A 13971-nucleotide genomic window follows, 5' to 3' on the forward strand; every position below is an offset into this window, starting at 1 on the left:
GGATACTCCGAGAGGGAGAGTATGGCCAGAAAAGCGACCAAGAAGAAGGTCAAACGGCAGGTGGCGAACGGGAAGGCCTACATCCACGCCTCCTACAACAACACCATCGTCACCATCACCGATCCCGAGGGCAACCCCATCACCTGGTCTTCGGGCGGGGTCATCGGCTACAAGGGGAGCCGGAAGGGCACCCCCTACGCCGCCCAGCTCGCCGCCATGGACGCCGCCAAGAAGGCCATGGCCTACGGCATGCAGAGCGTGGACGTGGTCGTGCGGGGCACCGGGGCGGGGCGGGAGCAGGCCATCCGGGCTCTCCAGGCCTCCGGCCTCCAGGTGAAGTCCATCGTGGACGACACCCCTGTGCCCCACAACGGCTGCCGGCCCAAGAAGAAGTTCCGCAAGGCCTCCTGAGGAGTGAAAGATGGGTCGCTACATCGGACCAGTTTGCCGCCTTTGCCGTCGGGAAGGAGTCAAGCTTTACCTGAAGGGGGAGCGGTGCTATAGCCCCAAGTGCGCCATGGAGCGCCGCCCCTATCCCCCGGGCCAGCACGGGCAGCGCCGCACGCGGCGCCCCTCCGACTACGCGGTGCGCCTCAGGGAGAAGCAGAAGCTCCGCCGCATCTACGGGATCTCCGAGACCCAGTTCCGCAACCTCTTTGAGGAGGCGAGCCGCAAGAAAGGGGTCACGGGTACCGTGTTCCTGGGCCTTCTGGAGTCCCGCCTGGACAACGTGGTCTACCGCCTGGGCTTCGCCCAAAGCCGCCGCCAGGCCCGGCAGATGGTGCGCCACGGCCACATCACGGTGAACGGCCGCCGGGTAGACCTGCCGGCCTACCGGGTGAGGCCCGGGGACGAGGTCGCCATCGCCGAGGGGAGCAGGAACCTAGCCTTTATCCGGGAGAACCTCGAGGCCATGAAGGGGCGCAAGGTGAGCCCCTGGCTCTCCTTGGACGTGGAGGGGATGAAGGGCAAGTTCCTGCGCCTGCCCGACCGGGAGGAGCTGGCCCTGCCCGTGAACGAGCAGCTGGTGATTGAGTTCTACTCCAGGTAGTCCCTGGCCGGTAAGGAGGCCTATGTTAGAGAGCAAGCTCAAAGCCCCGGTCTTCACGGTGCGCACCCAGGGGCGGGAGTACGGGGAGTTCGTCCTGGAGCCCTTGGAAAGGGGGTTCGGCGTCACCTTGGGGAATCCCCTTCGCCGCATCCTCCTCTCCTCCATCCCGGGGACCGCGGTCACCAGCGTCTACATTGAGGACGTCCTCCACGAGTTCTCCACCATCCCCGGGGTCAAGGAGGACGTGGTGGAGATCGTCCTGAACCTCAAGGAGCTGGTGGTGCGCTTCCTGGACCCCAAGATGCAGACCGCCACCCTGGTCCTCCGGGCGGAGGGCCCCAAGGAGGTGCGGGCCGCGGACTTCACCCCTTCCGCCGACCTGGAGATCCTGAACCCGGACCTGAAGATCGCCACCCTGGAGGAGGGGGGGAGGCTTTACATGGAGGTGCGGGTGGACCGGGGGGTGGGGTACGTGCCCGCCGAGCGCCACGGCATCAAGGACCGCATCAACGCCATACCCGTGGACGCCCTCTTCTCCCCCGTGCGCCGGGTGGCCTTCCAGGTGGAGGACACCCGCTTAGGCCAGCGCACCGACCTGGACAAGCTCACCCTCAGGATCTGGACCGACGGCTCCATCACCCCCCTCGAGGCCCTGAACCAGGCCGTGGCCATCCTCAAGGAGCACCTCTCCTACTTCACGAGCCCCCAGGCGGCCCCTTCCCCCCCGGTCTCCGAGCCCTCCCAGGAGCGGGAGGAGAAGGAGGAGCTGGACCTGCCCCTGGAGGAGCTCGGCCTTTCCACCCGGGTCCTCCACAGCCTCAAGGAGGAGGGGATTGAGTCCGTGCGCGCCCTTTTGGCCCTCAACCTCAAGGACCTGAGGAACATCCCCGGCATCGGGGAGAGGAGCCTCGAGGAGATCCGCGAGGCCCTGGCCAAGCGGGGCTTTACCCTAAAGGAGTGAGACCATGCGCCACCTGAAGTCCGGAAGGAAGCTGAACCGCCACTCTTCCCACCGCCTGGCCCTTTTCCGCAACCAGGCCAAGAGCCTTCTCCTGCACGGCCGCATCACCACCACCCTCCCCAAGGCCAAGGAGCTCACCGGTTTCGTGGACCACCTCATCCACCTGGCCAAGCGGGGAGACCTCCACGCCCGTAGGCTGGTCCTCAGAGACCTCCAGGACGTGAAGTTGGTGCGCAAGCTCTTTGACGAGATCGCCCCCAAGTACCAGAGCCGCCCCGGGGGGTACACCCGGGTCCTCAAGCTGGCGGAGCGCCGCCGCGGGGACGGGGCGCCTCTGGCCCTGGTGGAGCTGGTGGAGTAGGGTTCCTACCCCTCCTTAGGGTGGGCTGTGGGAAAGCCCTTTTGGGGCCCCCACCGCGGCAAAAGCCGCGGTGGGGTACTTAGATTCCCCGCCACGGGCGGGGTGTTTACCCTTTGCCGTTTTGCGAGGGGCCGAGAAGCCTTAGAAGCTGGTCCTCCAGCTCCCCGATGTAGGCGGCCAGGGTGTTGCCGTGCTTTTCCAGGGTCTCCTCCACCCGGGCCGCCAGGGCCTGGATCTCCTGCCGCTCCGCCTCGGCCAGGCGCTGAAACTCGGCCTCCAGGTAGCGCTTTAGCTCGGTGTAGCGGCTTTGCTCGGCGTCCTCGGCGAGCTTCTTGTAATAGAGGAGCTCCCGGGCGTAGCGCCTGACCTCCAGGAGGGCCGCCGTTTCCAGGCCGATGGTGAAGACCAGGTAGAGGAGGGTGAGGGCCCCGAGGGCCACCACCAGGACCAGGCCCAAGGGAGCCTCCACCCGGGTGAGCCCCAGGGAAAGGGAGGTGGGTTTGTTGATCTCCCCCCAGTTGAGCCAGGCGAAGAGGACGAGGAGAAGGAGCACGAGGAGGGCGAAAAGGGTGCGGGCGCTCATGCTTTGACCTCCATAAAGGGCACCGGGGGGATTATACACTACCTTTCATGGGCTACCTTTACCTTTTTCTGGCCGCTTCCCTGTGGGGCCTTTTGGGGCCGGTGAGCCGCCTGGCCTTCGGGGAAGGGCTCACCCCTCTTGCGGTGGCCTTCTTTCGGGCGGGGCTCGCCTGGCTCTTTTTCGCCGCCCACGCCCTTCTCTTGCGCCAGGTGCGGGTGGCCCCCCGCGACCTTCCCGTCCTCCTCCTCTTTGGTCTGGTGGGGGTTTCCCTGTTCTACGGGGCCTACCAGCTGGCGGTGGGGTTCGGCGGAGCGGCCCTGGCCTCGGTCCTCCTCTACACCGCCCCCGCCTGGGTGGCCCTTCTTTCCCACCTGGTCCTCCGGGAGCCCCTGGACGCCCTGGGGCTTTTTTCCGTGGCCCTCACCCTCCTGGGGGTGGCCCTCATGGGCCTGGGCGGGGGAAGCCAGGTGAAGGCCCCCTTGTCCGCCCTCTTCTTCGGCCTGCTTTCGGGATTCACCTACGCCCTCTACTACATCTTCGGCAAGCTCTACCTGCCCCGCTACGCCACCCCCACCCTCTTCCTCTATGCCCTGCCCGTGGGGGCCTTGGGGCTCCTGCCCTTCGTGGAGTTCGCCCCCTTAACCCCTAGGGCCTTCTACGCCCTCCTCTTCCTGGGGGCCTTTTCCACCTACGGGGCTTACCTGGCCTACTACGCGGGGCTAAAGCGGCTTCCCGCCACCCGGGCGAGCGTGGTGGCCACCCTCGAGCCCGTGGTGGCCAACCTCTTCGCCTTCCTCTTCTTCCGCGAGGTCCTCTCCCCCCTGGGCTACCTGGGGGCGGGGCTCGTCCTCCTGGCGGTCCTCCTCAGCGTTCGGCGGTAGCTCAGCGCAAGAAGGCCTCGAGGTAGGGCGCCCAGTCCTGGGGAACCTCCTTGAGGTCGGAGAGAAAGAGGGGCACCCGGGGGCTTCTGGGGGGCTTGAGAAGGCGCATCCCCGCTTCCTCGGGGGTGCGGTCCCCCTTCTTGAGGTTGCAAGCCCGGCAGGCCGCCACCAGGTTTTCCCAGGTGTGCTTGCCGCCTCGGCTTCTGGGCAGGACGTGGTCCACGGTGAGCTCCCCCCCTTGCCGCCCGCAGTACTGGCAGGTGTAGCGGTCCCGCCTTAGGACGTTCCTGCGGTTAAGGGGGACGCGGCTTGGTCCCCTCCGCACCAGGCGCTTGAGGCGGATGACGCTGGGCACGGGGATCCGGGTGGAAGGGGTGTGGAGGTAGCGGCCGCTTTCCGAAAGGGTTTCCGCGCTTCCCGAAAGCACCAGAAGCACGCTCCGCTTGATGCTGGCGAGGCCCAGCACCTCGTACCCCGCATTGAGCACCAGGACGCGGGGGGCGTCTAGGTTGAGGGGCTTTTCCTCAGCTGGCCCCACGCTTTTTAGGATAGCAAAGGCTTCCCCTTGGAGCTGTGCTATGCTGGGGGCAACGAAGGGTTGGGAGGTCCTTATGACGAGACCCTTGGTTGCGCTCCTGTCCCTCCTGGGCCTGGCCCTGGCGGCTTCCCTGGAGGAGGCGGAGGCCCTCCTGCGCTCGGGGAACTACGCCCAGGCGGCCCTGGCCTACGAGGAGGTTCTGGCTGAGGACTACGGCCGCCTCGAGGCCCACCTGGGCCTAGGGGTAGCCCTCGTTAAGGCGGGCCGCCTAGAGGAGGCCCGCTTCGCCTTTGACCAGATGGTCCGGGTCTTCCCTGACCGGTACGAGGGCCACTTTAACCTGGGCCAGGTCTACCTGCGTCTGGGGAAGCCCTTGGAGGCGGCGGAGGCTTTCCAGAAAGCGGTCTCCCTGAAGCCCACCGAGGAGGCCTACCTGGCCTTGGCGGCCGCCCTCGCCCAGGCGGGTAAGGCCAAGGAGGCGGCGGAGGCCTTGAGGAAGGGCCTCCTTCCGGAGCGGAGCCCCGCCTACCGCCTGGCCCTGGCCCAGGCTCTTTACGCCGCGGGAAGCCGGGCGGAGGCCGTGCCCGTCCTCTACGGCCTCCTAAACCAAAACCCCAAGGAGGCGGAGGCCTGGGACCTCCTGGCCCGCATCCTGGCGGAGGAGGGGCTGAAGGGGCGGGCCCTCCGGGAGCTGGACCGGGGTCTCGCCCAGGTGGAGGGGAAGGCCAGGGCCAGGCTTCTCCTGCGCAAGGCCCTCCTCTCCGAGGCCCCCGAGCCCCTCCTCAAGGAGGCCTACGCCCTGGACCCCGGGCTTTGGGAGGCGGGCTACCTCTTGGGCCAGGCCCGCCTGCGGGCTGGGGACGCCAAGGGGGCCCTGCCTTACCTCCTCTCCGCCTACCGGGCCTCCCCCGAGCCCCAGGTGGCCCTGGCCCTGGCCGGGGCTTACCTGCGCCTCAAGGACTACAAGAACGCCTACCGCTACGCCGACGAGGCCGGCCCCCCGGGAGCCCTCCTCAAGGCCCAGGCGGCCTACGCCCTGGGGAGGAAGGAGGAGGCCCTGAGGCTTTTGGAGGGGGCGTCTACCCCTGAGGCCCTAGCCCTTAAGGGCGCCCTCCTGCTGAAGCTTGGGCGGGCCGAGGAGGCGGCGGCGGTCCTCCGCCCCCTGTACGAGGCGGGGCGGGACCCCCAGGTGGGGGTGAACCTGGCCGCCGCCCTGGTGGCTTTGAGGCGCTTCGGCGAGGCGGAGCTTCTCCTAAGGGAGGTGCTGGGGCGGGCCCCCAGGCAGGCCGCCGCCTGGTACAACCTGGGCCTGGCCTTGAGGGCCTTGGGCCGGGAGGGAGAAGCGGAGCGCGCCCTCAGGCAGGCCGCCGCCCTGGGCTCGGAGGAAGCCCGGGCCCTTCTTCGGAGGTAGGATGCGCTGGTTCAAGCAAAAGCAAAGATGGCTGGACGCCCTGATCTTCTTGCTCATCGCCCTGGTGGCGGCGGGGGTCGTTCTTTACCTCACCGGGGTCAACCCCTTTGCCCGCCCCCAGGCGGCTCCCCCGCCCGCTCCCCAAACCTCCCCTTCGCCCCCTCCGGCCCAGGCCTCGCCCCAGTCCGCCCTCAAGGAGGCGAAGCCTTCGGAGCCCGTGGTCACCGTGATGCCCCTTCCCCAGGCCCCGGAGGCCACCCCGTCCCGGCCGGAGCAGACCCCCCCGTCCAAGCCCCAGGAGGCCACCCCGACCAAGGAGAAGCCCTCCCCGGCCCCCGCCTCTCGCGCTCCGGAGGGGCGCCACCGGGTGGTGGTGGGGGCCTTCGCCAGCCCAGAAAACGCCGCCCGGCTGGAGCGGGAGCTCAAGGAGCGGGGTTACCCGGTGCGCCTCGAGGCCAGCGGCTCTCTCACCCGGGTGGTGGTGGGCCCCTACGCCAGCGAGGAGGAAGCGAGGCGGGTGGCCCAAGCCCTTTCGGCCTACGGGGCCCAGGTCTACCGGGGCCAGGCCCCGGCCCCCGCGCCCGAGGGGAGCGTGTACCTGCAGGTAGGGGCCTTCCAGAGGGAGGAGAACGCCCTGGCCCTGGCGGGCAAGCTTAAAGAGGCGGGGCTTCCCGTGGTGCTGGTGAAGGACGGCGTGTACCGGGTCCGGGTGGGGCCGGTAGCCCCCGAGGAGAAGGAGGCTCTGAAGGCGCGGGTGGAGGCCCTGGGCCTCCAGGCTTTGGAGGTGCGATGAAGGTTCCTAGCGCCGCCATAAGCCGTCTGGTGACCTACCTCCGCATCCTGGAGGAGCTGGAGGCCAAGGGCATCCACCGCACGAGCTCGGAGCAACTGGCGGAGGAGGCCCAGGTGACCGCCTTCCAGGTGCGGAAGGACCTCTCCTACTTCGGTTCCTACGGCACCCGGGGCGTGGGGTACACCGTACCCGTCCTCAAGCGGGAGCTCCGCCACATCCTGGGCCTGAACCGCAGATGGGGCCTTTGCATCGTGGGCATGGGCCGCCTGGGGAGCGCTCTCGCCGACTACCCGGGCTTCGGGGAGAGCTTTGAGCTGAGGGGCTTCTTTGACGTGGACCCGGAGAAGGTGGGCCGGCCGGTGCGGGGCGGGGTGATTGAGCCCGTGGACCTCCTGCCCCAGCGGGTTCCCGGGCGGATAGAGATCGCCCTTCTCACCGTGCCCCGGGAGGCGGCCCAGGAGGCGGCGGACCGGTTGGTGGCGGCGGGGATCAAGGGCATCCTCAACTTCGCCCCGGTGGTCCTCGAGGTGCCCAAGGAGGTGGCGGTGGAGAACGTGGACTTCCTGGCCGGGCTTACGCGGCTCTCTTTTGCTATACTTAATCCCAAGTGGCGGGAGGAGATGATGGGATGAGAGGCTTCAAGCTCCTGCCAATCCCCTTTTTGCTGGTCCTTCTTGCGGGTTGCGGCAACCTCTCCAGCGGTGGGGTGATCTTTGGTGGACCCACGGTGCTGGTGTCGCGGGAGAACTTCTCCCTTAGCACCGAAACGGACCAGAACGGCAACACCTTCTACATCTACGGCTACACCCTCGCCCTCTTCACCCTACCCGGCTCGGGGGTCGGGTCCGTGGTCCTCCTGGACGCCTCGGACAACCCCGTGGACGTGCCCTTCACGATTCCCCAGGCCTGTCCACCCCTGAACCCAAACCCCTGTGGTCCCTACACCCGGAGCTACCAGAAGCGGGTTTCCGCACCCCTGGCTCCCGTCCAGGTGGTCAAGTACCGCACCGTTTCCGCCAACGGGCAGTCCAAGGTGATTTCCCTCCCTGCCCCTATAGAGATTTACTGAGCCTCAGGGAAAGGTGGCCCGGCCTGCCCGGCGTATACTCAGGGGCATGGGGTTCATCGCCCTCCCCACCCTCGAGCCTCTCCTCCGCCGCTTTGAAGAGGCGCTTTCTGAGCTTGTCCAGTCCGAGGTCCTCTTCATCCGCCTCATCCACCAGGACCTGGTGACGGCGGGGGGGAAGAGAATCCGGCCGAGGCTCGTGTTCCTGGCCTCGAGGGCCCTCGGGGGGGCGCCTTTTGAGCTGGAGCTCGCCCTGGCGGTGGAGCTCCTCCACTCCGCCACCCTCCTCCACGACGACCTCATTGACGAGGCCGAGACCCGGCGGGGCAAGGAGGCGGCCTTCCGCAAGTACGGGAACGCCGTCTCCGTGCTCTCCGGGGACTTCCTCCTCTCCCGGCTCCTTCACGTCATCGCCAAGATGGGGCGGATGGAGCTCGTGGAGCGCTTCGCCCAGGTGGCCAAGACCCTCTCCGAGGGGGAGGTTCTCCAGTTCCAGGTGGCGGCCCTGGAGGACTACTCCCTGGAGAACTACGAGCGGATCATCACCGCCAAGACCGCGGTCCTCATGGCCCTCGCCACGGAGGGCCCCGCCCTCCTTCTCGGGGCGGAAAGCGGGGTGCGGGAGGCCCTCTACCGCTTTGGCCTTCTCTACGGCCAGGCCTTCCAGATGCGGGACGACTACCTGGACCTGATGGGCACCCCGGAGGCCCTGGGGAAACCCGTGGGGGGGGACCTAAGGGAGGGCAAGGCCACCCTCATCCCCCTCCTCCTCATGGAGCGCTACCCCGAGGTGCGGGAGATCCTGAGGCGGAGGGGAAGGGAGCCTGGGGATCTGGAGCGCCTCAAGTCCTTGGCCCGGGAAAGCGGGGTGGCGGAGGAGGTGGAGGCCCGCATCCGGAAGCGGGCGGAGGAGGCGGTGGCGGCCTTAAGGCCCCTCCCCCCCTCGCCCTTCAAGGCAGCCCTCGAGGAGCTGGCCCTGCGCGAGGCGGAGAGGCTCTCCTAGGGGGTATAATCCCCCTCGGTGATGCTATGAGCCTGCCCGCCTACCGACCTCCCGAGGACCCGGGCCTCTGGGAGGCTTTTTTGGAGCGGCTGGAGAGGACCTTGAGGGTGGCCCCCCTCCACCCCACCACGGTGGAGTACCTGACCCACCCCAAGCGGCTGGTCACGGTCTCCCTCCCCGTGGTCATGGACGACGGCAAGGTGCGGGTCTTCCAGGGCTTCCGGGTGGTGCACGACATCGCCCGCGGGCCCGCCAAGGGCGGGGTGCGCCTCCACCCCTCCGTCACCTTAGGCCAGACGGCGGGCCTCGCCGCCTGGATGACCTTGAAGGCGGCGGTCTACGACCTTCCCTTCGGCGGGGCGGCGGGCGGGGTGGCCGTGGACCCCGGGCTCCTTTCCCCGAGGGAGCTTGAGCGCCTGGTGCGCCGCTACACCGCCGAGCTGGTCAACCTTATCGGCCCGGATATGGACATCCTGGGCCCCGACCTGGGCACCGACGAGCGGGTCATGGCCTGGATCATGGACACCTACTCCATGACCCTGGGCTCCACGGTGCCCGGGGTGGTGACGGGCAAGCCTCACGCCCTGGGGGGCACCGAGGGCCTGGACGACGCCGCGGGGTTAGGGGTGGCCTTGATCCTAAAGGAGTTCGCCCGGAGATGGGGGTTTCCCCTGGAGGGCGCCCGGGTGGCGGTCCAGGGCTTTGGCCAGGTGGGCGGGGCCTTTGCCCTCCACGCCCAGCGGATGGGCCTTAAGGTGGTGGCGGTCTCCACCTCCCGGGGGGCGATGTACCAGGAGGAGGGGCTTCCCGTGGAGGAGGTGCTGGCCCATTACGAGGCCACGGGGGTCCTCCCCCGCCACGACCTGGACCCGGAGGAGCTTCTGGCCCTGCCCGTGGACTACCTGGTGCTGGCGGCCCTGGAGGGGGCTTTGGACGGGGAAAGGGCCAAGAGGGTCCAGGCCCAAGCGGTGCTGGAGGCGGCCAACTTCGGCCTCACCCCGGAGGGGGAGGCCTACCTCCTGGGCAAGGGAGTACGGGTGGTTCCCGACCTCCTTACCGGAGGTGGGGGGCTTCTGGCGAGCTATCTGGAGTGGGTGCAGGACCTCAACATGTTCTTCTGGAGCGAGGAGGAGGTGCGCCATAGCTTCGCCAAGAGCGTGGCCAAGGCGGTGGCCGAGGTGTGCGAGAGGGCCGAGGCCCTTTCCACGGACCTCCGCGCTGGGGCCATGGTCCTGGCCCTGGAGCGGGTGAACGAGGCCACGCGGCTTAGGGGCGTGTACCCCTGAAGGAGCGTGTATGAGAAGCGAACCCCTTTCCTACCTGGGCAAAGACGGCGGTCCTTGGGAGATCTTCACCGAGCAGGTGGACCGGGTGGTGCCTTACCTGGGGCGGCTCGCTCCCCTGGCGGAAAGCCTGAAGCGGCCCAAGCGCATTCTCATCGTGGACGTGCCCATCCACCTGGACGACGGCACCGTGGCCCACTTTGAGGGCTACCGGGTACACCACAACACCGCCCGGGGGCCCGCCAAGGGCGGGGTGCGCTACCACCCCGAGGTGACCCTTTCCGAGGTCATGGCCCTGGCCGCCTGGATGACCATCAAGAACGCCGCCGTGGGCCTGCCCTACGGGGGCGGGAAGGGCGGGGTGCGGGTGGACCCCAAGAAGCTTTCCCCGGGGGAGCTTGAGCGCCTGACCCGCCGCTACACCTCGGAGATCGGGATCCTCCTCGGCCCTGACCGGGACATCCCCGCCCCCGACGTGAACACCGGGGAGCGGGAGATGGCCTGGATGATGGACACCTTCTCCATGAACGTGGGCCGCACCGTGCCCGGGGTGGTCACGGGGAAGCCCATCGCCCTGGGGGGGTCCCTGGGCCGAAAGGACGCCACGGGGAGGGGGGTCTTCATCACCGCGGCGGCCGCGGCGGAGAAGATCGGGCTTCAGGTGGAGGGGGCCCGGGTGACCCTCCAGGGCTTCGGCAACGTGGGGAGCGCCGCCGCCCGGGCCTTCCACGACCACGGGGCCCGGGTCATCGCCGTGCAGGACCACACCGGGACCATCTACAACGAGGCGGGCGTTGACCCCTACGACCTGCAGCGCTACGTGGCGGAGATGGGGGGGGTGCGGGGCTACCCCAGGGCCGAGCCCTTGCCCAACCCCGAGTTTTGGGCCATACCCACGGAGTTCCTCATTCCCGCCGCCTTGGAGAAGCAGATCACCGAGCAGAACGCCTGGCGCATCCAGGCCCGGATCGTGGCCGAGGGGGCGAACGGCCCCACCACCCCCGCCGCCGACGACATCCTCTTGGAGAAGGGGGTGCTGGTGGTTCCGGACGTGATCGCCAACGCCGGGGGCGTGACGGTGAGCTACTTTGAGTGGGTCCAGGACTTCAACTCCTATTTCTGGACGGAGGAGGAGATCAACGCCCGCCTGGAAAGGGTGCTCCGCAACGCCTTTGAGGCGGTGTGGCAGGTGAGCCGGGAGAAGAAGATCCCCTTGCGCACCGCCGCCTACGTGGTGGCGGCCACCCGGGTCCTCGAGGCCCGGGCCCTTAGGGGCCTCTACCCTTAAGCTATCCCCGTGGACTGGCCCCGCTTCGGCCGCGTGGTCCTCAAGCCCTTTTCCGCGGGGCTTTCCGAAGCGGAGTGGAAGGCCCTCTACGAGACCTTCCGCGACCCCGAGGTGGCGGAGTGGAACGGCTCAAGCCCCATACGCTCCCCCTTTTGGCTCTTCAAGCGCCTGGTTCTGGCGGAGGCCCGGAGAAAGGACCGCCAGGCCTTCGTCATCCTGGACGAGCGGGGGGAGTACCTCGGCACCCTGGAGCTTTACGACCTCACCCCGGAGGAGGCCACCTTGGGCATCCTCATCGGGAGGAAGGAGCGCTGGGGGCGGGGCTACGGCACCGAGGCGGTGCGGGCGGCCTTGGACTACGCCTTTCGCGTCCTGGGCCTGAGGCGGGTGAAGCTCAGGACCTTCGCCCACAACCTCCGCGCCAGGCGGGCCTTCCAGAAGGCGGGCTTCCGCGAGGTGGGCGTGGTCCCGGGCCCCAGGGGGAGGGAGGACGTGCACATGGAGGTGCGCCGTGAGGATCTTGGCCCCGAGGCTTAGGGAGGAGGTCTTCGCCCTCCTGCCCGAGGGGGTGGAGGTGCGCTTTCTGGACGAGCCCTGGCCGAAGGCGGCGGACCTCTTCATTCCCCCTTACGGCCAGGAGGAGGTGGTGCGGAAGGTGTTGGCGGAGGTGGAGGTCAGGGTGGTCCAGACCCTCTCCGCCGGGGTGGACTGGATCCTCCCCCTCCTCCCCGAGGGGGTGGTCCTCTGCGACGGCTCCGGCATCCACGACGCCCCCGTGGCCGAGTGGGTGGTCCTGGCCCTCCTCGCCCTCCTCAAGGACCTCCCCGGTTTCCTCGAGGCCCAACGGGAAGGGCGCTGGGCCCCGAGGCGGCTTTCCGACCTGGAGGGGAAGAGGGTCCTCCTTTTGGGCTTTGGGTCCATCGGGAAGGCGGTGGCGGAGCGGCTTAGGCCTTTTGGGGTGGAGCTTCTTCCCGTGGCCCGCCGCCCCCGCCCCGGGGTCTACGCCCGGGAGGACCTGCCCCACCTCCTCCCCCAGGCGGACGCCGTGGTCCTCCTCCTCCCCCTCACCCCCGAGACCCGAAGGCTCGTGGACCGGGACTTCCTCGCCCGGATGAAGGAGGGGGCCCTCCTGGTGAACGCGGGAAGAGGCGCTCTTGTGGACACGGAAGCCCTCCTGGAGGCCCTGGAGGCGGGGCGGGTGCGGGCCTTCTTGGACGTCACCGACCCCGAGCCCCTTCCCCAGGGCCACCCCCTCTGGCGGGCCCAGGGGGCGGTGATCACCCCCCACGTGGCCGGGCTTTCCGAGGGGTTTTCCCGCCGGGCGGCCCGCTTCCTCGCCGAGCAGGTGGGGCGGTACCTCCGGGGGGAGCCCCTCCTCAACGTGGTGCGGGAGGGGTATTAGGGTGGAAGTCATCCTTCACGGCGACCTCCGCCGCTTTGGCGAGCGGTTCCAGGTGGAGGCCAGGACCCCGAGGGAGGCCCTAAAGAAGCTGGGGATCCCCCTGGAGGAGGCCTGGCTCCTCGCCGTGGGGGACAAGGCGGTGGGCCTGGACGAGGAGGTGGAGGGCCCCCTCGAGGTCTACCCCCCCATCGCCGGGGGGTGGTATACTTGAGGTCCTGCCGCAAGGGGCAGGGGGCGCCAAAGGGGGGGAGCCGCCCAACGCCCACCCCGCGTGGAAAGGAGAAGCGTGCAGAAGAAGGACCTCCTCTCTACGCCCGTGGAGCCCATAGACATCAAGGCCTTTGACGCCGGGCCCATCCTCGAGGCCATGGGCAAGACGGCCTTCCAGGCCAGGAACCTCCACCGCGCGGCGGAGATCTACCTGGAGATGCTCCAGGACGACTGCGCCGTCATCCTCACCCTGGCGGGGAGCCTGGTCTCCGCGGGCCAGGGCCTGATCGTCCACGACCTCATCCGGAAGGGCCTGGTGGACGTCGTCGTGGCCACGGGGGCCAACATCGTGGACCAGGACTTCTTTGAGGCCTTGGGCCACCGCCACTACCAGGGGGACCCGAAGGCCGACGACGAGGCCCTAAGGCGGCTTTGGATTGACCGCATCTACGACACCTACATTGACGAGGAGGAGCTGAGGCACACCGACTACACCATCGCCGAAATCGCCGACGGCCTAAAGCCCCGCCCCTACTCCAGCCGGGAGTTCCTCTGGCACATGGGCCGCTACCTGGCGGAGCGGGGCCTGGGGGAGAGGAGCATCGTGCGGGCGGCCTACGAGGAAGGGGTGCCCATCTTCGTCCCCGCCTTCTCCGACTCCTCCGCGGGCTTCGGCCTCGTCTACCACCAGGTGAAGCGCCCCGAGGCCCACGTGACCATAGACTCCGTGGCCGACTTCCGCGAGCTCACCGAGATCAAGCTGAAGGCCGGGACCACGGGGCTCGTGATGCTCGGGGGCGGGGTGCCCAAGAACTTCGCCCAGGACATCGTGGTGGCCGCCGAGGTCTTGGGCCACCGGGTGGAGATGCACAAGTACGCCATCCAGATCACCGTGGCCGACGAGCGGGACGGGGGGCTTTCCGGCTCCACCCTCTCCGAGGCGCAAAGCTGGGGCAAGGTGGACGCCGCCCTCTCCCAGATGGTCTTCGCCGAGGCCACCCTGGCCTTCCCCCTCCTTGCCTCCTACATTTGGCACCGCGCCCCCGCGCGGGCCAAGCGCCGCTACGCCGACCTCTTCCTGAGGGAGGTTCCGGCTTAGGCCATCGGGCGGGCGGGGGGCGCTTTACCGCCCCCCGCCTT

At 68.7% G+C, this 13971-nt stretch carries 17 protein-coding genes and 1 pseudogene; 16 read left to right on the plus strand and 2 right to left on the minus strand.

Annotated elements, in window-relative coordinates:
- Positions 1-21 precede the first annotated feature (21 nt).
- Genes rpsK through rplQ form a run of 4 tightly spaced genes read left to right on the plus strand, consistent with a single transcriptional unit; the run spans position 22 to position 2373 of the window.
- The gene (gene rpsK, locus AC01Y6_RS00145; RefSeq protein WP_347242124.1) at positions 22-411 is read left to right on the plus strand and encodes a 30S ribosomal protein S11; all 390 of its coding nucleotides are present in this window, start codon (positions 22-24) and stop codon (positions 409-411) included.
- Positions 412-421: 10 nt separating this feature from the next.
- Entirely contained in the window at positions 422-1051 is a 630-nt protein-coding gene (gene rpsD, locus AC01Y6_RS00150) for a 30S ribosomal protein S4 (protein ID WP_428719513.1), read from the plus strand.
- Positions 1052-1073: 22 nt separating this feature from the next.
- On the plus strand, positions 1074-2012 hold the full coding sequence (locus AC01Y6_RS00155; RefSeq protein WP_347242126.1) for a DNA-directed RNA polymerase subunit alpha: 939 nt from the start codon (positions 1074-1076) through the stop codon (positions 2010-2012).
- A gap of 4 nt (positions 2013-2016) precedes the next feature.
- Complete coding sequence (gene rplQ, locus AC01Y6_RS00160) at positions 2017-2373, plus strand: 50S ribosomal protein L17 (protein WP_347242127.1); 357 nt, start codon at positions 2017-2019, stop codon at positions 2371-2373.
- Between the two features lie 106 nt (positions 2374-2479).
- Here the strand turns inward: rplQ and AC01Y6_RS00165 are convergent, their stop codons facing one another.
- Positions 2480-2956: a DNA cytosine methyltransferase gene (locus AC01Y6_RS00165; RefSeq protein WP_347242128.1), complete on the minus strand. Its 477-nt coding sequence runs from the start codon at positions 2954-2956 to the stop codon at positions 2480-2482.
- A 47-nt stretch (positions 2957-3003) separates the two neighbouring features.
- Between AC01Y6_RS00165 and AC01Y6_RS00170 the strand changes: the two genes are divergently transcribed.
- The gene (locus AC01Y6_RS00170; RefSeq protein WP_347240726.1) at positions 3004-3837 is read left to right on the plus strand and encodes a DMT family transporter; all 834 of its coding nucleotides are present in this window, start codon (positions 3004-3006) and stop codon (positions 3835-3837) included.
- Between the two features lies 1 nt (position 3838).
- On the opposite strand, the gene AC01Y6_RS00175 is transcribed toward AC01Y6_RS00170, so the two are convergent.
- Entirely contained in the window at positions 3839-4375 is a 537-nt protein-coding gene (locus AC01Y6_RS00175; protein ID WP_347240727.1) for an HNH endonuclease, read from the minus strand.
- Between the two features lie 73 nt (positions 4376-4448).
- Here AC01Y6_RS00175 and AC01Y6_RS00180 point away from each other — a divergent pair, with 73 nt between their 5' ends.
- The 11 genes and pseudogenes from AC01Y6_RS00180 to AC01Y6_RS00230 all read left to right on the plus strand — a co-directional run bounded on the left by AC01Y6_RS00180 (position 4449) and on the right by AC01Y6_RS00230 (position 13930).
- Positions 4449-5786 carry a tetratricopeptide repeat protein gene (locus AC01Y6_RS00180; protein ID WP_476669724.1) on the plus strand — a complete coding sequence of 446 codons (1338 nt, stop codon included), beginning with the start codon at positions 4449-4451 and terminating at the stop codon, positions 5784-5786.
- A 1-nt stretch (position 5787) separates the two neighbouring features.
- The gene (locus tag AC01Y6_RS00185) at positions 5788-6579 is read left to right on the plus strand and encodes an SPOR domain-containing protein (RefSeq protein WP_476669725.1); all 792 of its coding nucleotides are present in this window, start codon (positions 5788-5790) and stop codon (positions 6577-6579) included.
- Positions 6576-7211: a redox-sensing transcriptional repressor Rex gene (locus AC01Y6_RS00190; protein WP_054638503.1), complete on the plus strand. Its 636-nt coding sequence runs from the start codon at positions 6576-6578 to the stop codon at positions 7209-7211. The genes AC01Y6_RS00185 and AC01Y6_RS00190 overlap by 4 nt, the downstream gene beginning before the upstream one ends.
- Positions 7208-7648, plus strand: coding sequence for a hypothetical protein (locus AC01Y6_RS00195; protein ID WP_347240730.1), 441 nt, complete (start codon positions 7208-7210; stop codon positions 7646-7648). Before AC01Y6_RS00190 ends, AC01Y6_RS00195 begins: the two co-directional genes overlap by 4 nt.
- A 46-nt stretch (positions 7649-7694) precedes the next feature.
- On the plus strand, positions 7695-8648 hold the full coding sequence (locus AC01Y6_RS00200; RefSeq protein WP_428721077.1) for a polyprenyl synthetase family protein: 954 nt from the start codon (positions 7695-7697) through the stop codon (positions 8646-8648).
- 26 nt (positions 8649-8674) lie between these two features.
- Positions 8675-9934, plus strand: a complete 1260-nt coding sequence (locus AC01Y6_RS00205; protein ID WP_347240732.1) for a Glu/Leu/Phe/Val family dehydrogenase — start codon at positions 8675-8677, stop codon at positions 9932-9934.
- Positions 9935-9944: 10 nt separating this feature from the next.
- Positions 9945-11219, plus strand: coding sequence for a Glu/Leu/Phe/Val family dehydrogenase (locus tag AC01Y6_RS00210; protein ID WP_347240733.1), 1275 nt, complete (start codon positions 9945-9947; stop codon positions 11217-11219).
- A gap of 9 nt (positions 11220-11228) precedes the next feature.
- Positions 11229-11756, plus strand: a complete 528-nt coding sequence (locus AC01Y6_RS00215) for a GNAT family N-acetyltransferase (protein WP_476669727.1) — start codon at positions 11229-11231, stop codon at positions 11754-11756.
- Positions 11731-12621: a 2-hydroxyacid dehydrogenase gene (locus tag AC01Y6_RS00220; RefSeq protein ID WP_476669729.1), complete on the plus strand. Its 891-nt coding sequence runs from the start codon at positions 11731-11733 to the stop codon at positions 12619-12621. The genes AC01Y6_RS00215 and AC01Y6_RS00220 overlap by 26 nt, the downstream gene beginning before the upstream one ends.
- A gap of 1 nt (position 12622) precedes the next feature.
- A pseudogene (locus AC01Y6_RS00225) lies at positions 12623-12842 on the plus strand (hypothetical protein); the annotation flags it as partial.
- A 65-nt stretch (positions 12843-12907) separates the two neighbouring features.
- Positions 12908-13930, plus strand: a complete 1023-nt coding sequence (locus AC01Y6_RS00230; RefSeq protein WP_476669730.1) for a 1,9-bis(guanidino)-5-aza-nonane synthase — start codon at positions 12908-12910, stop codon at positions 13928-13930.
- Positions 13931-13971 lie beyond the last annotated feature (41 nt).

The sequence above is a fragment of the Thermus sp. genome (assembly GCF_056332225.1).

What these genes read in the sequence shown, in the direction of transcription:
- AC01Y6_RS00155 (WP_347242126.1), top strand. Translation starts at nt 1,074, where the DNA reads ATGTTAGAGAGCAAGCTCAAAGCCCCGGTCTTCACGGTGCGCACCCAG.
- AC01Y6_RS00165 (WP_347242128.1), bottom strand. Translation starts at nt 2,956, where the DNA reads ATGAGCGCCCGCACCCTTTTCGCCCTCCTCGTGCTCCTTCTCCTCGTC.
- AC01Y6_RS00190 (WP_054638503.1), top strand. Translation starts at nt 6,576, where the DNA reads ATGAAGGTTCCTAGCGCCGCCATAAGCCGTCTGGTGACCTACCTCCGC.
- AC01Y6_RS00200 (WP_428721077.1), top strand. Translation starts at nt 7,695, where the DNA reads ATGGGGTTCATCGCCCTCCCCACCCTCGAGCCTCTCCTCCGCCGCTTT.
- AC01Y6_RS00185 (WP_476669725.1), top strand. Translation starts at nt 5,788, where the DNA reads ATGCGCTGGTTCAAGCAAAAGCAAAGATGGCTGGACGCCCTGATCTTC.
- AC01Y6_RS00210 (WP_347240733.1), top strand. Translation starts at nt 9,945, where the DNA reads ATGAGAAGCGAACCCCTTTCCTACCTGGGCAAAGACGGCGGTCCTTGG.
- AC01Y6_RS00205 (WP_347240732.1), top strand. Translation starts at nt 8,675, where the DNA reads ATGAGCCTGCCCGCCTACCGACCTCCCGAGGACCCGGGCCTCTGGGAG.
- AC01Y6_RS00180 (WP_476669724.1), top strand. Translation starts at nt 4,449, where the DNA reads ATGACGAGACCCTTGGTTGCGCTCCTGTCCCTCCTGGGCCTGGCCCTG.
- AC01Y6_RS00170 (WP_347240726.1), top strand. Translation starts at nt 3,004, where the DNA reads ATGGGCTACCTTTACCTTTTTCTGGCCGCTTCCCTGTGGGGCCTTTTG.
- rplQ (WP_347242127.1), top strand. Translation starts at nt 2,017, where the DNA reads ATGCGCCACCTGAAGTCCGGAAGGAAGCTGAACCGCCACTCTTCCCAC.
- rpsD (WP_428719513.1), top strand. Translation starts at nt 422, where the DNA reads ATGGGTCGCTACATCGGACCAGTTTGCCGCCTTTGCCGTCGGGAAGGA.
- AC01Y6_RS00195 (WP_347240730.1), top strand. Translation starts at nt 7,208, where the DNA reads ATGAGAGGCTTCAAGCTCCTGCCAATCCCCTTTTTGCTGGTCCTTCTT.
- rpsK (WP_347242124.1), top strand. Translation starts at nt 22, where the DNA reads ATGGCCAGAAAAGCGACCAAGAAGAAGGTCAAACGGCAGGTGGCGAAC.